This is a genomic window from Listeria sp. MAN/IMW/UF464 (genome assembly GCF_058683955.1).
The window spans coordinates 470,998-492,818 of the sequence record NZ_JBZWZP010000003.1 but is presented as its reverse complement, the minus strand read 5'-3'; the positions used below and the strand labels follow the sequence as shown (position 1 = coordinate 492,818).

Here is a 21,821-nt window from a genome sequence, read left to right as displayed (position 1 = left end):
AGAAAACGACCACTTATACGCGACGACGTTTTGGAGGACGACATCCGTTATGTGGAACTGGAGTTACATCTTTAATAGCTGTTACTTCAAGACCAGCTGCTTGTAGTGCACGGATAGCCGCTTCACGACCTGAACCAGGACCTTTAACAGTTACTTCTAATGTTTTTAAACCATGTTCTTGTGCTGATTTTGCTGCACTTTCAGCTGCCATTTGCGCTGCGAAAGGAGTAGATTTACGAGAACCTTTAAATCCTAGAGAACCTGCACTTGACCAAGCTAAAGCATTACCATGTGTGTCAGTAATCATTACGATCGTATTATTAAATGTAGAACGAATGTGTGCAATACCAGATTCGATATTCTTTTTCACACGACGTTTACGAGTATTTGTTTTACGAGCCATTCACTAACTACCTCCTTTACTATTATTTCTTTTTACCTGCTACTGTTTTGGACGGGCCTTTACGAGTACGGGCATTATTTTTTGTATTTTGTCCGCGAACTGGAAGTCCACGACGGTGACGCATGCCACGGTAAGAACCGATTTCGATTAGACGTTTAATGTTTAAGTTTACTTCACGACGAAGGTCACCTTCAACTTTAATGCGGTCTAAGATTTCACGGATTTTACCTAGCTCTTCTTCAGTTAAATCACGAGTACGAGTATCTTCAGAAACACCAGCTTCAGCAAGAACTTCTTTAGCTGTTTGTTTACCGATACCATAAATGTAAGTCAGGGAAATAACAATACGTTTTTCACGTGGAACGTCCACACCTGCAATACGTGCCATTTACTTAAGCACCTCCTCTTATCCTTGTTTTTGTTTATGTTTTGGATTTTCACAAATTACCATTACTTTACCTTTACGACGAATAACTTTACATTTTTCGCACATAGGTTTCACTGATGGTCTTACTTTCATATAGATATACCTCCTTGTTTATTAGAGAAAATGTCTCTATAAACCGATAATTTCTAAGCTGGATAAACCAGACCGGTATATAAATTCAATTTCGGAGTGCAAATTATTTAAAACGATAAGTAATTCTTCCGCGTGTCAGGTCGTATGGAGAAAGCTCTACTGTCACTTTATCTCCAGGTAAAATACGAATGTAATGCATGCGGATTTTACCAGAAACAGTTGCCAGTACTTTATGACCATTTTCGAGTTCAACATTGAACATCGCGTTTGGTAGAGTTTCTTGCACAACGCCTTCTACTTCAATAACATCTTCCTTTGCCATATGTTTGCTACCTCCTTCTTGTATTCTTGGATTTGTTCCTGATGCAGGCCTAATCCTTTCAGTGTAACTATTTCTCTTACATGAAAAAAACGTAAAACATGCAAAAATGGATGCACTTCATTAAAAGGCAACACATTTCGCCAGCTTTGCAGACAACCTGTAAAAGTGAAATCCGTAAAAACCAGAAGAACTGTCACTCGCAAAAGTATTGCGGCTGAACAGATCAGGGTAGAACATATACGTCATTCGGATGATCTTCAAACGGTTCTCTCGTTCATCATGATTTGCTTAGATGCCTTTAATCCCACTGCCAATTATCCATTATACTACAAATCAAACCAATTTGCACGCATTGATTTTGACAGTGATTTCAGCACAGCTTACCCCTCAAAAAGAAGCAAGAATTTTTTCCACATCTACAAAAACGTCATTAATATCTTGCTCGCCGTTTATGCTATGAAGTTTACCTTTTTCAGAGTAAAAATCAAGAAGCGGCTTGGTCTGTTTCATATTGACATTTAGTCGATTTTCAACAGTTTCTTTTTTGTCATCTTCGCGTTGGTAAAGTTCTCCACCATCTAAATCACATTTCCCAGGAACTTTCGGTGGGTTATAGATTTCATGGTAAGTTTTACCGCAAGTCCGACAAATCCAACGACCTGTAAGACGTTTCATTAAAACATCTTTATCAACTTCAATGTTAATGACAGCATCAAGTTCTGTCCCTAAATCACTTAGAATATTTTCTAGCTCTTCTGCTTGTTCCACTGTACGCGGAAAACCATCAAGCAAGAAACCATTCTTAGCATCATCTTCGGCCAAACGTTCACGAACGATACCATTTGTTACTTCATCAGGAACAAGGTCGCCATTGTCCATAAAGGATTTAGCTTTCTTTCCTAATTCCGTATTATTTTTCATAGCTGCTCGGAACATATCTCCAGTGGAAATATGAGGAATGTTGTATTTCTCAACAATCTGTTCCGCTTGTGTGCCTTTTCCGGCGCCGGGCAGTCCCATTAATACTAATTTCAACTGTTTCGCCCCTTATTACGCGCTAGCTCCTGCTAGGAAATCCTAACAAGAACCGCGTGTTATTTGATAAATCCCCGATAGTTCCTTTTTACAAGTTGTCCTTCGAGTTGTTTCGTAGTATCTAATGCTACCCCGATAACAATTAGTAGGCTTGTACCACCAACGGCAAGTGACTGCGGTAAACTAAACACAGTAGTACCGATAGTTGGAAGTATAGCAACCGCTGAAAGGAAAATTGCACCAACAAATGTTAATCGATAAAGTACCGATGTAAGATAAGCTTGTGTTTCCCGACCAGGACGTTTACTAGGAATATACCCACCTTGCTTTTTCAAGTTGTCCGCAACTTTCTCAGGGTTCACTTGAATGAAAGCATAGAAATAAGTGAAAGCAACAATTAGTGCAACATATAAAATCATACCAATTGGTTTTGTGTAATCAAACACGTCTTTCAATACTTTTACAATGTCGTTACTTTGATCAAAGAAAGTAAGAATTGTTTGCGGTGTAATAATAAATGCACTTGCAAAGATAACTGGGATAACTCCGGCAGAGTTAAGTTTTAATGGCAAATGAGTTGCTTGCGCGCCCGATTGTTTTGCTCCTGCTACACGTTTAGAGTATTGAATTGGAATTTTACGAAGTGCTTGTTGGAAGAAGATAACAGCTACAACAATAGCTAGAATCGCAACTCCCACACCTGCTAACGTTAAAATGTGTAAGAACAGTTGATCACCAGCGTTTTCAATTTGCGAAACATATAATTGACGCACTCCATCAGGAATACGAGCAACAATACCTGCAAAGATAATGATGGAAACACCATTACCAACGCCTTTAACAGTGATTTGTTCCCCTAACCACATTAAGAACATTGTACCGGTAGTTAATACGATTGCAATAATCACATATCTACCGATGGATGGTTCGATAACCAAACCAGCAGATGACATGCGGTTAAACCCGTATGCCATACCGAATGCTTCGATTAAACCAAGTCCAATCGTCATGTATCTAGTAAGTTGATTGAGTTTTTTACGACCCATTTCCCCTTGCTTAGACCATTCAGTTAACTTGGGAACAACATCCATTTGAAGTAACTGAACAATAATGGAAGATGTAATGTAAGGCATTACACCCATGGCAAAAATTGAGAAGTTTTTTAAAGCCCCACCATTAAATGTGTTTAAGAACCCCAAAATACCGCCATCCATACTAGATTGTAAAGCAGCTGCGTTAACTCCCGGTACTGGCACGAATGTACCAATACGGAAAATAACTAGCATAGCTAATGTAAATAGTATTTTTTTACGGATGTCTGCTACTTTGAAGAAGTTCGCTAACGTTTGAAACATTAGATCACCTCAGTTTTTCCGCCGGCTGCTTCAATAGCTTCTTTTGCAGCTGCAGAGAATTTGTTCGCTTTCACAGTAAGTTTTTTCTCGATATTTCCATCAGATAAAATCTTAATCCCGGATTTTTCGTTACGAATAATTCCAGTTTCGATTAAAAGTTCTGGTGTTACTTCTGTACCATCTTCAAAGCGGTTTAAAACATCTAAGTTAACGATAGCAAATTCTTTACGGTTGATATTTGTGAATCCACGTTTTGGAATACGACGGAAAAGTGGAAGTTGTCCACCTTCAAAACCTAGGCGTACGCCACCACCGGAACGAGCTTTTTGTCCTTTATGACCGCGTCCAGAAGTTTTGCCGTTACCAGAGCCTGTTCCACGACCAACACGATTACGTTCTTTACGAGAACCTTCTGAAGGTTTAAGTTCATGTAGTTTCATGTCAAGCACCTCCTCCTATTTAACAAATTCTATCAATTACATATTATTATATTAAGCTTAAACTTCTTTGACGTCCACTAAATGACTTACTTTAGTGATCATCCCACGAATTGCAGGATTATCTTCTTTAACCACTACAGAATTTGTTTTACCAAGACCTAATGCTTGAACAGTTTTGCGTTGTGGTTGAGGGCGTCCGATTAAGCTACGTTTTAGAGTAATTTCTAACTTCGCCATAATGATAATTCCCTCCTTATCCTAACAATTCTTCTACTGTTTTGCCACGAAGTTTCGCAACATCTTCAGCGTTTTTAAGTTGTTTAATTCCGTCGATTGTAGCACGTACCATGTTAATTGGTGTATTAGATCCAAGCGATTTGGAAGATACATCAGCAACACCAGCAAGTTCTAGGACCGCACGAACGGGACCACCAGCAGTTACACCAGAACCGGCACTAGCTGGTTTAAGAAGAATTTCTCCGCCACCAAAATGTCCGACTACAGTGTGTGGAATAGTTGTGTCTACAGTTGGTACAAACACCATGTTCTTTTTAGCATCCTCAACAGCTTTGCGGATTGCATCTGGAACTTCTTGTGCTTTACCAGTACCGAAACCAACATGACCATTTTTGTCTCCAACAACAACAAGTGCTGTGAAACGGAAACGACGTCCACCTTTAACTACTTTAGCAACACGGTTGATTGTAACAACGCGTTCTTCTAAATCTAATTTGTTTCCATCAATTTGCTCAGGCATGTAATATGTCCCTCCTTCTTATTAAAATTCTAGTCCATTTTCGCGAGCTGCTTCAGCAAGAGCTTTTACGCGGCCATGATATAAGTATCCTCCACGGTCAAAAGTGACAGAAGTAATACCTTTTTCGGAAGCACGTTTAGCAACTAGTTCGCCAACTTTGCTTGCTGCATCAACTTTGGATTCAGCAGAACCGAAATCTTTATCTAAATTAGACGCACTTGCAAGTGTCACACCATTTACATCATCAATAACTTGAGCATAAATGTTTTTGTTTGAACGGAATACGTTTAAACGTGGACGACTTTCAGTTCCAGAAATCTTAGAACGAACACGAGCATGTCTTTTTTTACGTACTTTATTTTTGTCGATTTTGGTAATCACACGACTCACCTCTTCTCTCATTTGCCTAATTAAGCGGCATTATTTACCAGTTTTACCTTCTTTACGGCGTACATGTTCGCCTTCGTAACGAATACCTTTACCTTTATATGGCTCTGGTGGACGTACGGCACGAATGTTTGCAGCTAACTCGCCAACGTGTTCTTTGTTGTATCCTTTAACAATCACTTGAGTGTTTGCAGGAACTTCAATTTCTACGCCTTTAGGAGCAACAAACTCTACTGGATGAGAGTACCCTACGTTAAGAACAAGTTTGTCTCCTTGTTTTTGCGCACGGTAACCAACACCGATAAGTTCTAATTTCTTTTCATAACCCTCGGAAACTCCGACAACCATGTTATTAAGAATAGCACGAGTTGTACCATGAAGTGCACGGTGGTTTTTATTATCAGTCGGGCGAGAAACGTTAATTTCGTTGCCTTCAATATTAATAGTAATTTCTGGGTTGAACTCTTTTACAAGTTCACCTTTAGGACCTTTAACTGTTGCTGTTGATCCATTAAGTGTAACTGTTACACCTGCAGGAATCACAATAGTTTTTTTACCTATACGGGACATTTATTGCACCTCCTTATGGTTTACTTTTTCTTACCAAACGTATGCTAGTACTTCTCCGCCGACTTGTTTAGCACGGGCTTCTTTGTCGGTTAAAACGCCTTGGGAAGTAGACACGATTGCGATACCTAGACCGTTAAGTACTTTAGGCACCTCAGTTGATTTTGCATATACACGTAAACCTGGCTTACTGATACGTTTCAAACCAGTGATTACACGTTCGCCAGTCGCTCCATATTTTAAGAAAACACGGATTGTTCCAGCATTGTCATCTTCAATATATTCAACGTCACGGATAAAACCTTCACGCTTCAATATTTCAGCAATTTCTTTTTTGATTTTGGATGCAGGCAGTTCTAATTTATCATGTTTAACCATGTTTGCATTACGAATGCGAGTTAGAAAATCTGCAATTGGATCTGTCATCACCATGTATAATACCCTCCTTCCTTAAACTCTTTCTTACCAGCTTGCTTTTTTCACGCCGGGAATTTGACCTTTATAGGCAAGTTCACGGAAACAAATACGGCATAATTTAAATTTGCGAATAACGGAATGTGGACGACCACAACGTTCACAACGAGTATATGCTTGAACAGCGTATTTTGGTGTACGTTTTTGCTTCGCGATCATGGATTTCTTAGCCACGTTTTCGCCTCCCTACTAAATTAGTTTTGATTACTTTTGAAATGGCATCCCTAGTTGAGTAAGTAACTCATGAGATTCTTCATCACTTTTGGCAGTTGTAACGATTACTACGTCCATACCGCGTACTTTTGATACTTGATCGTAATCAATTTCAGGGAAAATAAGTTGCTCTCTAACACCCAACGTATAGTTACCACGACCATCGAAAGCTTTTTTCGATACGCCACGGAAATCACGAACACGTGGAAGTGAAACAGTAACTAATTTATCTAAGAAATCATACATGCGTTCACCACGCAATGTTACTTTAGCACCGATTGGCATTCCTTCACGAAGACGGAAACCAGCGATAGAATTTTTTGCTTTTGTGATAACAGGTTTTTGACCAGTGATAAGAGCTAACTCCTCCACTGCACTGTCTAACACTTTCGCATTTGCTGTAGCGTCACCAACACCAGTGTTGATTACGATTTTATCTATTTTTGGAACCTCCATTACGGAGTCATAATTGAATTTGCTCATTAAAGCAGGAACAATTTCCTTAAGATATTGATCTTTAAGGCGATTCATGTAATATTCCCTCCTTCCTACGACTATTATTTATCTATTACTTCACCGGATTTTTTTGCTACGCGTACTTTTTTATCACCTTTAACTTCGTAGCCTACACGAGTAGGTTCGCCAGTTTTAGGGTCAATTAGCATTACGTTTGAAACATGGATTGGTGCTTCAACATTCAAGATTCCGCCTTGCGGGTTGATGTTGGAAGGTTTAGTATGTTTTTTAACCATATTGATTCCTTCGATAAGTACGCGGTCCTTTTTCGGAAATGCTGCGAGCACTTTGCCGGATTTGCCTTTATCTTTACCAGTAATAACTTTTACTTTATCACCTTTTTTGACATGCATTGGTATAGCACCTCCTTGATTTCTTGGAACTTAATTTTTAAAGAACTTCTGGAGCTAAAGAAACGATCTTCATAAAGTTGTTTTCACGAAGTTCGCGAGCAACAGGTCCAAAAATACGTGTTCCACGAGGACTTTTATCGTCACGGATAATGACACATGCATTTTCATCAAACTTGATGTAAGAACCGTCTTGACGACGTGCTCCACTCTTAGTACGAACGATTACTGCTTTAACAACTTCACCTTTTTTGACAACGCCGCCTGGTGTTGCTTGTTTAACGGTACACACGACAACATCACCAATGTTAGCAGTTTTGCGTCCTGATCCACCTAGCACTTTAATAGTTAACACTTCACGTGCGCCAGAGTTATCAGCCACTTTCATACGACTTTCTTGTTGAATCATTAGGACACCCTCCTTCCAGAATAACGGGTCGGAAAAATTGCACTCGGCAACTTTTCACAATCTATTTTTAACTTTTGATTTAGATAATTACTGCTTCTTCTACAACTTCTAATAAACGGAAATGTTTAGTTGCAGACAATGGACGAGTTTCGGAAATACGAACTACATCGCCAGTTTTTGCAATGTTATTTTCATCATGCGCTTTGAATTTTTTAGAATACTTCACGCGTTTACCGTACAAACCATGTTTCTTGTACGTTTCAACAACCACGGTAATTGTTTTATCCATTTTATCGGATACAACACGACCAGTATAAACTTTACGTTGGTTACGGTCAGCCATGTATTAAAACCTCCTTACGATTCTTTTTTAAGCAAGTTCTCTTTCTCGAACGATTGTTTTCATACGGGCAATTGCTTTACGAACCTCACGAATACGTGCGGTGTTTTCTAATTGACCAGTAGCTAATTGAAAGCGCAGGTTGAAGAGCTCTTCTTTCAAAGCTTTTTCTTGATCTTGGATTTCGGTAGTGGATAAATCACGGATATCATTAGCTTTCATTTGCTTCACCACCAATTTCTTCACGTTTAACGATCTTAGTTTTGACCGGCAGTTTGTGTGCTGCTAGACGTAATGCTTCACGCGCTACATCTTCAGGAACACCTGCGATTTCAAACATAATTTTGCCGCGTTTGACTGGGCTTACCCAACCTTCCGGAGCACCTTTACCTTTACCCATCCGAACCCCGATTGGTTTAGAAGTGTAAGATTTATGAGGGAAAATTTTAATCCAAACTTTACCGCCACGTTTCATGTAACGAGTCATTGCGATACGAGCTGCTTCGATTTGACGGTTTGTAATCCAAGAAGCTTCAACTGCTTGAAGACCATATTCACCAAATGCAACTTCAGTTCCGCCTTTCGCGCGTCCACGCATGTTTCCGCGGAATTCACGACGGTATTTTACACGTTTAGGAACTAACATTATTATTTTCCTCCTTCCACATTGTTTTTCTTCGTAGGAAGGACTTCACCACGGTAGATCCAGACTTTAACGCCTAGTTTACCATAAGTTGTGTCAGCTTCTTCCCATGCGTAGTCGATGTCGGCACGCAATGTATGAAGAGGTACTGTTCCTTCGCTATAGTGTTCAGCACGAGCGATATCCGCTCCGCCAAGACGACCAGATACTTGAGTTTTGATACCTTTTGCTCCAGCACGCATAGTACGTTGGATAGCTTGTTTTTGCGCACGACGGAAAGATACACGACCTTCCAATTGACGAGCGATGTTTTCAGCAACCAATTTTGCGTCTAGGTCAGCGCGTTTGATTTCTACGATATTGATATGAACACGTTTTTGAGTAAGTTCGTTTAAGTTTTTGCGTAATGCTTCAACTTCAGAACCACCTTTACCGATAACCATACCAGGTTTAGCAGTATGAATAGTGATATTCACACGGTTAGCTGCACGTTCGATTTCTACGCGAGAAACAGAAGCGTCAGATAAACGTTTTGCAACATAATCACGGATGCGTAAATCTTCATGTAAGAAGTCCGCATAATCTTTTTCCGCGTACCATTTGGAGTCCCAATCACGGATGACACCGATACGCATACCTATTGGATGTACTTTTTGACCCACGAATTATCCCTCCTTCACTTCAGATACCACAACTGTAATGTGGCTAGTACGTTTGTTGATTGCACTTGCACGACCTTGTGCACGTGGACGGAAACGTTTAAGTGTTGGACCTTCGTCAACAAATGCTTCCTCTACTACAAGGTTGTTAATGTCTAAATCATAGTTATGCTCTGCGTTAGCAATAGCGGATTTTAATACTTTTTCAATAATTGGGGAAGCTGATCTTGGAGTATACTTCAAGATTGCAATTGCTTCGCCAACTTGCTTGCCTCGAATTAAATCAATGACGATTCTAGCTTTGCGAGGAGCAATACGAACCGTTTTGGCAACGGCTTTTGCGCTTGTAACTTCACTTGCCATTAGGATATCCTCCTCTCAAATTAGCGTTTAGTTTTTTTATCGTCGCCCGCATGACCGCGGTACGTACGAGTTGGTGCGAATTCGCCCAGTTTGTGTCCTACCATATCTTCTTGAACATAAACAGGAACGTGTTTACGTCCATCATATACTGCGATTGTTTGTCCAACAAAAGTTGGGAAAATCGTGGAGCGACGAGACCAAGTTTTAATTACTTGTTTCTTTTCGCTTTCTGCTGCTGCTTCCACTTTCTTCATCAAGTGGTCATCAACAAAAGGTCCTTTTTTCAAACTACGACCCATGACGGAACCTCCCTTCGCATAGTCAGGAAGCTGAGAACGCTTGTCCTCGCTATCCTGCTACCAATTTTATTCAATCTATTAATCCGATTATTTTTTCTTACGACGACGTACGATAAATTTATCGGAGTTGTTGTTTTTCTTACGTGTTTTGTATCCAAGAGTTGGTTTACCCCATGGAGACATTGGCGATTTACGACCGATTGGAGCTTTACCTTCACCACCACCGTGTGGGTGATCGTTCGGGTTCATTACAGATCCACGAACAGTTGGGCGTTTACCCATCCAACGTGAACGACCTGCTTTACCGATGTTGATAAGTTCGTGTTGTTCGTTACCAACTTGACCGATTGTAGCACGGCAAGTAGCAAGGATCATGCGAACTTCACCGGAGTTTAAGCGGATTAATACGTATTTGCCTTCTTTACCAAGTACTTGAGCACTTGTTCCAGCAGAACGTACTAATTGTCCACCTTTACCAGGTTTCATTTCGATATTGTGGATAACAGTACCCACTGGAATATCTTTTAATTCTAGTGCATTACCGACTTTGATGTCAGCTTCTGCTCCTGAATAAATTGTTTGACCTACTTCAAGGCCTTTCGCTGCGATGATGTAGCGTTTTTCTCCATCAGCATAGTTGATTAGAGCAATATTAGCAGAACGGTTTGGATCGTACTCGATCGTTGCAACGCGTCCAGGAATACCATCTTTGTTACGTTTGAAATCAATCACGCGGTATTGGCGTTTATGGCCACCGCCGTGATGACGAACAGTTAACTTACCTTGGTTATTGCGTCCGGCTTTCTTTTTAAGAGGACGTAGTAAAGATTTTTCTGGAGTACTTGTAGTAATCTCAGCGAAATCTGAACTTGTCATATGCCGGCGCCCGTTAGTGGTAGGTTTATACTTTTTGATCGCCATTGTTTCCCCTCCTCGTTAGAATTATTTAAAGTTAGTCGAATTATACTTCAAAGAATTGAATTTCTTTGCTGTCAGCTGTAACAGTAACAATCGCTTTACGACGTTTGTTAGTGTAACCTGCATAACGGCCCATACGTTTAAGTTTGCCTTTGTAATTCATTACGTTTACTTTAGCAACTTTCACGTCGAAAATTTCTTCAATTGCGTATTTTACTTGCGTTTTAGTTGCGCGAGTATCTACTTCAAATGTATATTTCTTATCGTCGAGAATGCTTGTAGATTCTTCAGTTACAACTGGGCGCTTAATGATGTCGCGTGCATCCATTATGCGAGCACCTCCTCTACTTTTTCGACAGCTGCTTTAGTGATAATTAACTTATCATGTTTAGCAACTTCTAGTACTGAGATACTTTCAGCTGGAATAACTGTAATGCCTTGTAAGTTGCGTGCAGATAATTCTACATTTTCACTTTCACCAGCAACTACGATTAGTGCCTTAGTATCTACAGAGATATTTTTAAGAAAAGCCGCAAATTCTTTTGTTTTAGGTGCATCGAAAGTCAAACCTTCAAGTACAACTAATTTTTCTTCATTTACTTTAGAAGAAAGAATCGATTTAATCGCTAAACGACGAACTTTCTTAGGTAATTTGTAAGCATATGAACGAGGTGTTGGGCCGAATACGACACCACCGCCGCGCCATTGTGGGGAACGGATTGAACCTTGACGGGCACGACCTGTACCTTTTTGACGCCATGGTTTACGTCCGCCACCACGTACTTCTGAACGATTTTTTACTTTATGAGTCCCTTGACGTAGGGATGCACGTTGGCTCAAAATTACGTCAACAACAACTTTTTCATTTGGTTCGATACCGAAAACAGTGTCGTTTAAAGTAATTTCGCCAGCGTTTGTTCCATCTTGTTTAAGTAAGCTTAATTTTGGCATTCGTTAGTCCTCCTTTCCAAATGAATTATTTTGCTTTAGTAGCAGTTTTAATTTGAACTAATGCTTTTTTAGCGCCTGGAACGTTACCTTTTACTAAAAGAACGTTCTTTTCAACGTCTACTTTAACGATTTCTAGGTTTTGGATAGTGATTTGTTCTCCACCCATACGACCTGGAAGTAGTTTATTTTTGAAAACACGGTTAGGTGCTACTGGACCCATTGAACCTGGGCGACGATGGTAACGGGAACCGTGGGCCATAGGGCCGCGTGATTGTCCGTGGCGTTTAATAACACCTTGGAATCCTTTACCTTTCGATACGCCTGTCGCGTCGATGATGTCACCTTCTGCGAATACGTCTACTTTTACTTCTGCACCAATCTCATACTCGTCTAAGTTTACATCGCGGAATTCGCGAATGAAGCGCTTAGGAGTAGTATCGGCTTTTGCTACATGACCTTGTTCGGGTTTGTTTGACAATTTTGCTCTCTTATCTTCGAAACCGATTTGTACAGCTTCATAGCCGTCAGTTTCAACAGTTTTCTTTTGAAGTACCACGTTTTGTGCTGCTTCGATTACTGTTACTGGAATAAGTTCGCCGTTTTCAGTGAAAACTTGTGTCATCCCTACTTTTCTACCTAAGATTCCTTTGGTCATGAGTCACACCTCCTGTTAATTTAATATATTCTTATTATAGTTTTATTTCGATGTCCACACCGCTTGGCAAGTCTAAACGCATCAAGCTATCAACTGTTTGTGGTGTTGGATTAACGATGTCGATTAAACGTTTGTGTGTACGCATTTCGAATTGCTCACGAGAATCTTTATATTTGTGGACCGCACGCAAGACTGTGTAGATAGACTTCTCTGTTGGAAGTGGAATCGGACCAGATACGGAAGCACCTGAGCGTTTCGCTGTTTCTACGATCTTTTCTGCTGATTGATCCAAAATACGGTGATCATACGCTTTTAAACGAATACGAATTTTTTGTTTTGCCATTACTTTCCCTCCTTTTCGCCTACTTTCAAAGTAGACATTCTCCGTGAAAATTACCTGAACATCCGCCATGGCAAAGCGGCCGGGTGTGTCAGCAACCTTTCACTTCATCACATGGGCATTCCCGGCAATACCGGGGTGCTCGTTGCCAAAAGGGCAGACCAATGCCTGTCCATTTGCACTTTATCTATTATACACGGGTTAGGGGTAGTAATCAACCGCTTTTTGAAAAAAGTTTTAAGTTATTTTCATAGAAGCTATTATATAGAAGAATCTCGGTTTATTATCTGACGAAAAACGCTTCATAGCAGTATTCTTTGGTTTTTAAATAAAATAAAAAAAACATCCGATGATTCGAATGTTTTTAAGAAGTACGAAGCAATATAAGTCCAGCTGTTAGAAGCAACATGACACCTAGCGCAACAAGATCGCCAAAGTGCCAGTGAAGTATCCGAAAACGAGTTCGTCCTTCCCCGCCCTGATAACCTCTAGCTTCCATTGCGTCGGCTAGCTCTTCGGCCCGGTTAAAGGAACTAACGAAAAGCGGGATAAAAATCGGAACAACCACTTTCATTTGTTCGAATAAGTTTCCTTCACCAAAATCAACTCCACGTGCGCGCTGAGCTTTCATAATTTTATCCGTTTCACCCATAAGTGTCGGAATAAAACGTAGCGCAACGGAGATCATTAAGGCGATGTCGTTAACAGGTACTTTGAGCACTGCAAAAGGACGAAGGATATACGCAATTGCATCTGTTAAGTTCATCGGGGTAGTTGTTAAAGTAATGACTGTCGACATAATAATAATTAATACAAAGCGTAAAAACACAAAAACACCATTCAAAAGACCGAAAGACGAAATTGTAAAAGGACCCCAGTCGAAATAAATCGTTCCACCACTTGCGAACAAAATTTGCATCACAACGGTGAATAAGATTAACCAAATAAGTGGTTTAACTCCCTTTATGAAAACTTTCAACTTTATCCCCGTCATTTGAACAATCATTAGCGTGAACAAGACCATTAAAGCATATGTCCACCAATTATTCGCTAGAAATAAAATTCCAATGTAATAAAACCCAGCTAGCAATTTCGTTCTCGCATCAAGTCCGTGAATTAAGGACTCCCCTGGAACAAAACGACCTAATATCAGTTTTTCTATCATTCAAAGAAGCCCCCTTCACTCACGTCAATTGTTGAATTACAACGCTAACCGCCATTAAGATTGTTAAAGTCGCATTAATCAGCACAAAATTGCGTATACCAATAACAAATGTTTTTGATTTCACTTGCTCTTTATTAAATTTAACTAAATTACGATAGACCGGATAAACAGCCAGTACCGACACTAGCATGATTGGGTGCAAGAAATGAATAAATACCGAAACAACCACTGCTAAAAACGACGCATAGTACAGTGCATTAAAAAGAAGAACGCCCATTTTTCTACCTATATAATAAGGAAGTGTATAACGATGATTTCTAATATCTTCATCTAAATCGCACAAATTATTGGCTAGCATAATATTCGCTATCGTGAAAATACATGGTAAGGATACCACACCTATCCGGATGATTTCTATTAGATTGAACTGGATGGTTACCATTTCTCCTTGCCAAAGTAAATTCGCAATTCCGGCATCGTACGCATTTACATAAACAGCTAAGAAGAAAATCCCGAATCCCATCGTAACCCCTGAAAAAATCTCTCCAAGCGGCATACGCGAAAGTGGCACAGGACCAAATGTATACAAAATACCAATACAGAAACATACAAATCCAATTAATAGCACTAGCAAATCAGTGCGGAAAACAAGCCAAACACCTAAACCAGTTGCAATGAAAAACATCAGAAAAATAGTAATAATAACTGTTCGTTCTGGAATTTGTTGTTGCCCGATAACGTTGCTTGTTGTCCTGTAGTCGTAGTCATGATTATCTGTGGCTTTACGGTAATCCATATAATTATTAATTGCGGTAGTTGTTAAATCAAAAATTAGCATAGAGCCAAAAAATATCAACGTATTAATAGGCTTAAACATATCATATTGATACACAACAAATAGCGTCCCTAACATAAACGGAAATACGCTAGCTATCTTCGTCTGGATTTCAACCAACTTCAGGAATGATGATATTGACATAACCCCTTTTTAACCCCTCTCTACCTTATTATGAGCAGACCTCGGTTAGAAGTCTGCTCACTTTCTTCTATATATAATGGTTTATTTTTTCAAAGTGTCCATTTGGAAATTTTTATCTGTTAATTCAAATTGCCCTTTTAGGCCGGATGTTTCGTATACTTTTTTCTCTTTACTAATAAAGATAGCGTCTACACCTTTAAACTGCTCAATGTAATCCATTCCGCCTTTAATTCCTTTGGAGAAAGTAGCTGTTGACAAGCCATCGCCATCAATAGATTTTTTAGATACGATAGACACGCCAGCAATATCATTATCAAACGGGTACCCTGTTTTTGGGTCTAAAATGTGATGATATGTTTTTCCATCCACTTCTAGATAACGTTCATAAATGCCCGAAGTTACAATCGACATATCAGATTCTGGAAGCTTCCCAATCACACTACCACGCGGAGAAAACGGATCTTGTATTCCAACATTCCATTTATTGCCATTAGGATTTTTCCCTTGAACATAAATATTTCCGCCCAAATCAATTATGGAAGTAGTTACTTTGTTATCTTTGAACACTTTTAATGTTTCGTCAGTGATGAACCCTTTTGCAATTGCTCCTAAATCAAGCTCCATGCCTTCTTTTTCCAAGTAGACAGTTTGGTCTTCGTCGTTCATTTTTACGTCTTTATAATTAATTAATGGTAAAACTGCATCGATTTCTGCTTGCGAAGGTTTGCGCGCATCAGAAAAACCGATATGCCATAAAGAAGTAAGTGGTCCAATGGTAATGTCAAAGCTACCACCAGAGTTTTCCGAGTATTTCAGTCCTTCTTGGATTAAATAGTAGACATCTTTAGAAACTTTTACTGGTTTTTTTCCAGCTTGTTCGTTTATTTTGTCAACTTCCGATGTTTTTTCTGCATCGCTTGTAGTAATTTTAGCTGCTAAATCTTTAATGCGATCGAAACCTTTGTCTAGAACGTCTTCTTTGCCTTTGTCATAGATTTTAAGTGTGACTACTGTTCCCATTAGGAAATCAGTTTTAGAGTAAGGCTGTTCCAAAAGTGTTTTAGAATCACTTGGTTCTTTTTTTGAATCGTTATTAGAATTTCCGCATGCCGACACAACAAGTGCCAATACGATAACTGAAAGTATTATTTTCCATTTCTTCATTAGCTTTTTCACCTTTCTAATCCGTGATCTTTACTTGAATAACTATAGCGTAAAAAAAGGAATAAATCTACAGTAAAAAGGCTTAATTCCTCTGTTTTGCGATAAAAAAATCGGCTAGCCCCAGAATTAGGGCCAGCCGCTTTGTGCTTTTCATTGTACTAATTATTCAGCTTCTACTAGGTTGTACACTTTGATAGTGTCAGTGTTACCATTTTGTGCAGCATTTTGAAGTTGAGCTGCGTAGATTTTGAATTGGTTAGAAGAGTTAGTAGCACCAGAAACTGTGTCTACTGCAGCAACATCTTGTTTCTCTACTAGAGATTTATTAAGTGCTGGGATGTATTCTTTTGGACCAGTACCAGATTTAGCTTTCATGTTTTTCTCATAGTCAGCGTCGTCTGATTTAAGTTTACCGTCTTTGTCAACATAGTTGTAATCAGATTTAGTGATTTTGCCATCTTTAACGTCCATGCTGAATACTACACGGTAACCATGTGCGTAGTTTTGTTCTTCTAATTTATAAGTTCCATCTTCCATTTTAGCTAGGTTGTTGATGGAAATTGTAGTTGTATCAGCTTTTTGAGCTGCTTGAATTAATTGGTTTGCGTAGTTGATGAAAGCGTCAGAGGAATGAGTTGCTCCTGAAACTACTTCTACAGATGATGCAGATTGTCCTTTAACAAGGGAATCGCTTAATTGTTTCAAGTATTCTTGAGGACCAGTTCCTACTTTGTCTTTCATTGCTTTTTCGTAGTCTGCATCTTCAGATTTAAGTTTGCCGTCTTTGTTTTTGTAATCGTAGTTAGCTTTAGTGATTTTACCATCTTTAACTTCGATTGACATGAAACCTTTCCAGCCTTTGTCGTCGAAATTCTTTTCTTCTAATTTGTAAGTACCATCAGTCATAGTACCATCTGTTTTAGCTGTTTTCTTTGTTTCTGTTTGTTTTGTGTCTGTGCTCTTCTTATCTTTGCTGCTGTCGTCGCTACTACCGCAACCTACTAGTAATAAACTTGAAGCCATTACTACGGTAATACCCATTGCTACTTTTTTCAATTTCATATTTGCTCCCACCTTTTGTTTTATTAAAACCTTGTTTGTGATAACGTGAACACAAACGGATAGTCTGCGAAAGCGATATCACTTTTACAATACAAATGATACCATCAGCGTGCGCTTTTGTCTACTGTAATTCTAAAGACATAATTCATCTAATTTTCAAAATAATGACTATTGATACATAAAACTTGGGTAAAACCATCATTTTCTAGCAAAATAGCATACAAAAATGTCTAACAACCTAGATAAAACAAGGACTTTTAGCCTGCTCAAATATACAAATTTTGTATAAAGTCCTATTTTTCGGGTTTTAGATTAGAATTGTTCTTTACTATCTAGACATTAGTAGGAGGTTTCTGTTAAACTATGATAGGTTATAATAATACTGTGGGGAATTTTGGACTCATTTTATTTTTGTGAATAAACTTACAAGGAGTTGAGGAAGCATATGCCTGAAAAGAATATCGTTTTAATTGGGGCAGGATATGCAGGTGTACACGCTGCTAAGAAATTAGCTAAGAAATACAAGAAAGACAAAGACGTCAACATTACATTAATCGATCGTCATTCGTACCACACAATGATGACTGAACTTCATGAGGTTGCTGGTGGTCGTGTTGAACCAACTGCAATTCAATATGATTTACGTCGTTTGTTTAATAGAACAAAAGTTAATCTTGTAACTGACAACGTGACACATGTAGATCACGATAAGAAAGTTGTAACAACAGAACACGGAAGCTATCCGTTCGATTACCTAGTACTTGGTATGGGCGGCGAACCTAATGATTTCGGGACTCCTGGTGTTGGCGAAAACGGCTTTACACTTTGGTCTTGGGAAGATTCTGTTAAATTACGCAATCATATTGAAGAAACAGTAACTAAAGCATCTCGCGAACAAGACGTTGAAAAACGTAAAGCAATGTTAACATTCGTTGTTTGTGGATCTGGATTTACTGGTATCGAAATGGTTGGGGAACTTTTAGAATGGAAAGATCGTCTAGCTAAAGATAACAAAATTGACGCATCTGAAATTAAACTAGTTGTAGTAGAAGCTGCTCCAACAATCCTAAACATGCTTGAAAGAAGAGACGCTGACAAAGCAGAACGTTACATGGTTAAAAAAGGTATTGAAATCATGAAAAACGCTGCAATTGTTGAAGTTAAACCTGAAAGCATCGTTCTTAAATCTGGCGAAGAGCTTCCAACAAGTACATTAATTTGGACTGCTGGTGTTCGTGCTAACTCTGATACAAAGGATTATGGCATGGAATCTGCTCGTGCAGGACGTTTGAAAGTAAATCAATATATGGAAGCAGAAGGTCTTAAAGACGTGTATGTTGTTGGTGACCTTGCTTACTTTGAAGATGAAGATGGCAAGCCAACTCCACAAATCGTTGAAGGTGCTGAACAAACTGCATTAACTGCAGCGAAAAGCATCATCGTTGAAATGAGTGGTACTGGCGAAAAAGAACCATTCCAAGGTAAATATCATGGTGTCATGGTATCTATCGGGGCTAAATACGGTGTTGCTCACCTTGGTGGCATGCATCTATCTGGTTGGTTCGCTATTTTAATGAAACATATGGTTAACCTTTATTACTTCTTCGGTATTCGCAGTGGTTATTACATGTGGCAATATATTATGCACGAATTCTTCCACATTAAAGATCACCGTAATATCTTCCGTGGTTGGACTTCTCGTTACGGTAACGTACTTTGGGTTCTTCCTTTACGTGTATATCTAGGTTGGTTCTGGATTGACGAAGCTCTTTCTAAAATCTACGGTGAAACTACATGGGATAAAGTAAGTATTACTAACTTAAAACCTCTATTTAATGGTATTGGTTCTGATTCTTGGTTAACAGCAACTAGTTCAAAAATGCCTTTTGAATGGTTACAAACTGCTGCAACATCTGGCGCTAGTCAAGCTGCCGGTGATGCTGCTGGTGCCGCTGCGACAAACGTAACTACACCAATTCTTAGCCATATGCCTGGTTGGTTTGAATGGATTATGAAACTTCTTATGCCAAACCTTGACGTTGCTCTAGTAATGCAAAAAGTTGTACCTTTTGTTGAACTTGCAATTGGTCTTGCTATGGTAGTTGGTCTATTCACTTGGCTTGTAAGTATCGGAAGTGCTGGATTCCTAGTAATGTTCACTCTAAGCGCTATGCTTGGTTGGGACAAATTCTGGGCGTTACCAGCTTCTATCGCACTTCTAAATGGCGCTGGACGTACATTTGGTCTTGATTATTGGGCTGTTCCTTGGTTCCAAAAACATCTTGGTCACTGGTGGTACGGTAAGCCGAGGTCCGTTTACAGAGACAAGTAAATTAGCTAGTTAAAATTTTAAATTAAAAATCGGGAGTGCATCCAAAAGCCAGTTTTGGCATAGGAGGTGCTTCCGTTTTTATTATTTGTTTATTTTTATGAACTTTTTCCTATTATATTTAGGCGTTATCCTTTAAAATAGGATTTGTACATGACATTTGGAAAGGAGGCAATGCGGTGAAAAAGTACTTTTATATGGTGAAACGCTGGGATATTATAATTATTTTATCTCTTTGCATACTTTCCTTTTTGCCGATTGCTATTTTTTCATATGTAAAAGCGAATGAACCTGCTCCAGCTAATGGAAAAAAAGAGCTTGTTGCGGTTATTTCGGTTGATAGTAAGGAATATAAAACCGTTACGCTTACTGGGCATAAAGGGACTGAAAGCTTTGATGTGAAACAGCCAGATGGACATACTAACACGATTGAGGTTTCGGGGGAAGAAATTCGAATCAGTAAAGCTAATTGCAACGATCAGGTTTGCGTTCGAACTGGGGCAATTGATAAACAAGGTGATACAGTCGTTTGTCTTCCACATAAGTTAGTGATTGAAGTAAAAGCGAGTGACGGGAGTTCAGGTGATGCAGATGATCCAATTATCTCTTCCTGACCTTATCCTCTAATAGATAGGAAAGTGTTTTTATGACAAAAAACAGACGATTAGTATATATAGCGCTACTGGCTGCACAAGCTGTTGTTATTAGTTTACTTGAGAGAGCCATTCCATTTCCATTTGCGTTTGCTCCTGGAGCGAAACTCGGTCTTGCTAATATTATTACTTGTATTTCGCTCTATACGTTATCGGCAAAAGATACATTTATGATTATCTGCATTAGATTGGTGTTGTCCACTTTGCTTGGTGGGACTATTTCAACATTTATGTATAGTGCGGCGGGAGCTATCTTGAGTTTTCTTGGGATGTGGCTTGTACAACAACTTGGACCGAAACGTGTGAGCATCATTGGCGTTAGTGTTACCGGTGGGATTTTACATAACGTCGGACAACTCGTTATTGCCAGTTGGATTGCGGGGACTTGGTCGGTTATGCTCTATTTACCTGTATTATCTTTTATCGGTATTCTTTCTGGAATCGCGGTTGGGATTGCGGCAAACTACTTGCTGAAAAATGTCCAAACTTTGCGGATGTTCGCTGATGCTAAACAAAGTCAAGCAGCACAAAAATAATTTTAAAAAAAGGAGTTCAATATGCAACTTCATGCTATGTGGGATGATTATCCTGCACTTTCCAAAGATTTACAAGAAGTATTACAAACAATTGAAAGCAACATTCAAATTCGCGATAAACATGTAGAGAAAAACGTGAAAGATTTAATTCATGCTGGTGGAAAATTACTCCGCCCTGCTTTTGCGCTATTATCTGCTCAAGCTGGACCTGAGTTTGATAAAGAACGCGCGGTTTCTATCGCAGCTGCTCTTGAAGTGCTCCATATGGCGACGTTGATTCATGATGATGTCGTTGATGATTCACCATTACGTCGCGGCATCCCTACTATCCATTCAAAATATGGTCGTAATTATGCCGTTTATACAGGGGATTATTTATTCTGTATTTGTTTTAAGATTCTTTCCGCACATGCTTCTTCCGTTGAAAATATCGAATTTAACAGTAAAAATATCGAAAAAATCTTAATGGGTGAACTGGATCAAATGCGCACAAGTTATAAAATGGATGTAACAGTTCGCGAATATTTATCGCGTATTTCTGGCAAAACAGCTCAACTATTTGCTCTTAGTTGTTACTCTGGTGCAACGGGCAGTAAAGCACCACGCATGACTGTAGCGAAATGTTATAATATCGGCCATTATCTTGGTATGGCTTTCCAAATTATTGATGACGTCTTGGATTATACAAGTACTGATGAAGGTCTTGGTAAACCTGTTTTAAATGATATGAAACAAGGTATTTATTCGCTACCGCTAATTTATGCAATGAAAGGTCACTTGGCTGAATTTGAGCCGCTTCTTTCTCAAAAACTAGATATGACTGATGATGCTTCTGAACAAGTTTTAGCACTTATTTCTAAATATAAGGGTGTCGAACAGGCATTCAAACTTGCAAGTAAATATACGAATAAAGCCCTTCGTGAAATTAAAAAACTACCAGCTGGCGCGTATCGTGATGATATGTACCGCTTGACGAAAAGCATATTAGATAGAGATATTTAATACATTTAGAACATT

35 protein-coding genes are annotated in these 21,821 nt (G+C 39.1%); 4 read left to right on the top strand and 31 right to left on the bottom strand.

What is annotated here, in order from left to right:
- Positions 1-13: 13 nt before the first annotated feature.
- The 31 genes from rpsK to pplA all read right to left on the bottom strand — a co-directional run bounded on the left by rpsK (position 14) and on the right by pplA (position 17,286).
- Positions 14-403, bottom strand: coding sequence for a 30S ribosomal protein S11 (gene rpsK, locus AC4PG0_RS12450; RefSeq protein WP_003720926.1), 390 nt, complete (start codon positions 401-403; stop codon positions 14-16).
- A 22-nt stretch (positions 404-425) separates the two neighbouring features.
- Positions 426-791 (bottom strand): 30S ribosomal protein S13, encoded by a 366-nt coding sequence (rpsM, locus tag AC4PG0_RS12445; protein WP_003723677.1) that lies wholly within the window; start codon positions 789-791, stop codon positions 426-428.
- 18 nt (positions 792-809) lie between these two features.
- Entirely contained in the window at positions 810-923 is a 114-nt protein-coding gene (rpmJ, locus tag AC4PG0_RS12440; protein WP_003720928.1) for a 50S ribosomal protein L36, read from the bottom strand.
- 103 nt (positions 924-1,026) lie between these two features.
- Complete coding sequence (infA, locus tag AC4PG0_RS12435; protein WP_003720929.1) at positions 1,027-1,245, bottom strand: translation initiation factor IF-1; 219 nt, start codon at positions 1,243-1,245, stop codon at positions 1,027-1,029.
- Between the two features lie 387 nt (positions 1,246-1,632).
- On the bottom strand, positions 1,633-2,280 hold the full coding sequence (locus tag AC4PG0_RS12430; RefSeq protein ID WP_003768462.1) for an adenylate kinase: 648 nt from the start codon (positions 2,278-2,280) through the stop codon (positions 1,633-1,635).
- Positions 2,281-2,339: 59 nt separating this feature from the next.
- Positions 2,340-3,635 (bottom strand): preprotein translocase subunit SecY, encoded by a 1,296-nt coding sequence (gene secY / locus AC4PG0_RS12425; RefSeq protein ID WP_003772941.1) that lies wholly within the window; start codon positions 3,633-3,635, stop codon positions 2,340-2,342.
- Positions 3,635-4,075: a 50S ribosomal protein L15 gene (rplO, locus tag AC4PG0_RS12420; RefSeq protein ID WP_003764125.1), complete on the bottom strand. Its 441-nt coding sequence runs from the start codon at positions 4,073-4,075 to the stop codon at positions 3,635-3,637. The genes secY and rplO overlap by 1 nt, the downstream gene beginning before the upstream one ends.
- A 57-nt stretch (positions 4,076-4,132) precedes the next feature.
- On the bottom strand, positions 4,133-4,312 hold the full coding sequence (rpmD, locus tag AC4PG0_RS12415) for a 50S ribosomal protein L30 (protein WP_003720933.1): 180 nt from the start codon (positions 4,310-4,312) through the stop codon (positions 4,133-4,135).
- A 16-nt stretch (positions 4,313-4,328) separates the two neighbouring features.
- Entirely contained in the window at positions 4,329-4,832 is a 504-nt protein-coding gene (rpsE, locus tag AC4PG0_RS12410) for a 30S ribosomal protein S5 (protein WP_003772938.1), read from the bottom strand.
- Positions 4,833-4,853: 21 nt separating this feature from the next.
- Positions 4,854-5,213, bottom strand: a complete 360-nt coding sequence (gene rplR, locus AC4PG0_RS12405; RefSeq protein ID WP_003764129.1) for a 50S ribosomal protein L18 — start codon at positions 5,211-5,213, stop codon at positions 4,854-4,856.
- 39 nt (positions 5,214-5,252) lie between these two features.
- Complete coding sequence (gene rplF / locus AC4PG0_RS12400; protein ID WP_003749693.1) at positions 5,253-5,789, bottom strand: 50S ribosomal protein L6; 537 nt, start codon at positions 5,787-5,789, stop codon at positions 5,253-5,255.
- A gap of 30 nt (positions 5,790-5,819) precedes the next feature.
- Positions 5,820-6,218, bottom strand: coding sequence for a 30S ribosomal protein S8 (gene rpsH, locus AC4PG0_RS12395; RefSeq protein ID WP_003720937.1), 399 nt, complete (start codon positions 6,216-6,218; stop codon positions 5,820-5,822).
- Positions 6,219-6,248: 30 nt separating this feature from the next.
- Positions 6,249-6,434 (bottom strand): type Z 30S ribosomal protein S14, encoded by a 186-nt coding sequence (locus AC4PG0_RS12390; protein WP_003723684.1) that lies wholly within the window; start codon positions 6,432-6,434, stop codon positions 6,249-6,251.
- A 30-nt stretch (positions 6,435-6,464) separates the two neighbouring features.
- Positions 6,465-7,004, bottom strand: a complete 540-nt coding sequence (gene rplE, locus AC4PG0_RS12385; protein ID WP_003720938.1) for a 50S ribosomal protein L5 — start codon at positions 7,002-7,004, stop codon at positions 6,465-6,467.
- A gap of 26 nt (positions 7,005-7,030) precedes the next feature.
- The gene (gene rplX, locus AC4PG0_RS12380; protein ID WP_003720939.1) at positions 7,031-7,342 is read right to left on the bottom strand and encodes a 50S ribosomal protein L24; all 312 of its coding nucleotides are present in this window, start codon (positions 7,340-7,342) and stop codon (positions 7,031-7,033) included.
- Positions 7,343-7,379: 37 nt separating this feature from the next.
- Positions 7,380-7,748: a 50S ribosomal protein L14 gene (gene rplN, locus AC4PG0_RS12375; RefSeq protein ID WP_003723686.1), complete on the bottom strand. Its 369-nt coding sequence runs from the start codon at positions 7,746-7,748 to the stop codon at positions 7,380-7,382.
- Between the two features lie 79 nt (positions 7,749-7,827).
- A complete protein-coding gene (gene rpsQ, locus AC4PG0_RS12370) occupies positions 7,828-8,091 on the bottom strand; it encodes a 30S ribosomal protein S17 (RefSeq protein ID WP_003720941.1) in 264 nt (87 codons plus the stop codon).
- Between the two features lie 27 nt (positions 8,092-8,118).
- Positions 8,119-8,310, bottom strand: coding sequence for a 50S ribosomal protein L29 (gene rpmC, locus AC4PG0_RS12365; protein ID WP_003720942.1), 192 nt, complete (start codon positions 8,308-8,310; stop codon positions 8,119-8,121).
- Positions 8,300-8,734 carry a 50S ribosomal protein L16 gene (gene rplP / locus AC4PG0_RS12360; RefSeq protein ID WP_003720943.1) on the bottom strand — a complete coding sequence of 145 codons (435 nt, stop codon included), beginning with the start codon at positions 8,732-8,734 and terminating at the stop codon, positions 8,300-8,302. The genes rpmC and rplP overlap by 11 nt, the downstream gene beginning before the upstream one ends.
- 2 nt (positions 8,735-8,736) lie before the next feature.
- Positions 8,737-9,393 (bottom strand): 30S ribosomal protein S3, encoded by a 657-nt coding sequence (gene rpsC, locus AC4PG0_RS12355; RefSeq protein ID WP_003720944.1) that lies wholly within the window; start codon positions 9,391-9,393, stop codon positions 8,737-8,739.
- A gap of 3 nt (positions 9,394-9,396) precedes the next feature.
- Entirely contained in the window at positions 9,397-9,753 is a 357-nt protein-coding gene (rplV, locus tag AC4PG0_RS12350) for a 50S ribosomal protein L22 (RefSeq protein WP_003727697.1), read from the bottom strand.
- Positions 9,754-9,773: 20 nt separating this feature from the next.
- On the bottom strand, positions 9,774-10,052 hold the full coding sequence (gene rpsS, locus AC4PG0_RS12345) for a 30S ribosomal protein S19 (RefSeq protein WP_003720946.1): 279 nt from the start codon (positions 10,050-10,052) through the stop codon (positions 9,774-9,776).
- Between the two features lie 87 nt (positions 10,053-10,139).
- The gene (rplB, locus tag AC4PG0_RS12340; protein ID WP_003727696.1) at positions 10,140-10,973 is read right to left on the bottom strand and encodes a 50S ribosomal protein L2; all 834 of its coding nucleotides are present in this window, start codon (positions 10,971-10,973) and stop codon (positions 10,140-10,142) included.
- A 40-nt stretch (positions 10,974-11,013) separates the two neighbouring features.
- Positions 11,014-11,298, bottom strand: a complete 285-nt coding sequence (gene rplW, locus AC4PG0_RS12335; RefSeq protein WP_003728540.1) for a 50S ribosomal protein L23 — start codon at positions 11,296-11,298, stop codon at positions 11,014-11,016.
- A complete protein-coding gene (gene rplD / locus AC4PG0_RS12330) occupies positions 11,298-11,921 on the bottom strand; it encodes a 50S ribosomal protein L4 (RefSeq protein WP_003727695.1) in 624 nt (207 codons plus the stop codon). Before rplD ends, rplW begins: the two co-directional genes overlap by 1 nt.
- A gap of 25 nt (positions 11,922-11,946) precedes the next feature.
- Complete coding sequence (gene rplC / locus AC4PG0_RS12325; RefSeq protein ID WP_003772936.1) at positions 11,947-12,576, bottom strand: 50S ribosomal protein L3; 630 nt, start codon at positions 12,574-12,576, stop codon at positions 11,947-11,949.
- Positions 12,577-12,610: 34 nt separating this feature from the next.
- Positions 12,611-12,919, bottom strand: coding sequence for a 30S ribosomal protein S10 (gene rpsJ, locus AC4PG0_RS12320; protein WP_003720954.1), 309 nt, complete (start codon positions 12,917-12,919; stop codon positions 12,611-12,613).
- Between the two features lie 361 nt (positions 12,920-13,280).
- Positions 13,281-14,081, bottom strand: coding sequence for an FAD export ECF transporter transmembrane subunit FmnA (fmnA, locus tag AC4PG0_RS12315; RefSeq protein ID WP_003772934.1), 801 nt, complete (start codon positions 14,079-14,081; stop codon positions 13,281-13,283).
- Positions 14,082-14,100: 19 nt separating this feature from the next.
- A complete protein-coding gene (gene menA, locus AC4PG0_RS12310; protein WP_003772933.1) occupies positions 14,101-15,060 on the bottom strand; it encodes a 1,4-dihydroxy-2-naphthoate polyprenyltransferase in 960 nt (319 codons plus the stop codon).
- Between the two features lie 81 nt (positions 15,061-15,141).
- On the bottom strand, positions 15,142-16,224 hold the full coding sequence (locus AC4PG0_RS12305) for an FAD:protein FMN transferase (protein WP_147732902.1): 1,083 nt from the start codon (positions 16,222-16,224) through the stop codon (positions 15,142-15,144).
- 162 nt (positions 16,225-16,386) lie between these two features.
- Positions 16,387-17,286 carry an extracellular electron transfer flavoprotein PplA gene (pplA, locus tag AC4PG0_RS12300; RefSeq protein WP_010991375.1) on the bottom strand — a complete coding sequence of 300 codons (900 nt, stop codon included), beginning with the start codon at positions 17,284-17,286 and terminating at the stop codon, positions 16,387-16,389.
- A 445-nt stretch (positions 17,287-17,731) separates the two neighbouring features.
- Between pplA and AC4PG0_RS12295 the strand changes: the two genes are divergently transcribed.
- The 4 genes from AC4PG0_RS12295 (at position 17,732) to AC4PG0_RS12280 (ending at position 21,806) form a co-directional block, all read left to right on the top strand.
- Entirely contained in the window at positions 17,732-19,618 is a 1,887-nt protein-coding gene (locus tag AC4PG0_RS12295) for an FAD-dependent oxidoreductase (protein WP_003772929.1), read from the top strand.
- A gap of 176 nt (positions 19,619-19,794) precedes the next feature.
- Positions 19,795-20,229 (top strand): flavin-based extracellular electron transfer system protein EetA, encoded by a 435-nt coding sequence (gene eetA, locus AC4PG0_RS12290; RefSeq protein ID WP_010991376.1) that lies wholly within the window; start codon positions 19,795-19,797, stop codon positions 20,227-20,229.
- Between the two features lie 32 nt (positions 20,230-20,261).
- Complete coding sequence (gene eetB / locus AC4PG0_RS12285) at positions 20,262-20,804, top strand: flavinylation system FAD exporter subunit EetB (protein ID WP_003723627.1); 543 nt, start codon at positions 20,262-20,264, stop codon at positions 20,802-20,804.
- 21 nt (positions 20,805-20,825) lie between these two features.
- On the top strand, positions 20,826-21,806 hold the full coding sequence (locus AC4PG0_RS12280) for a polyprenyl synthetase family protein (RefSeq protein ID WP_003772925.1): 981 nt from the start codon (positions 20,826-20,828) through the stop codon (positions 21,804-21,806).
- Positions 21,807-21,821 lie beyond the last annotated feature (15 nt).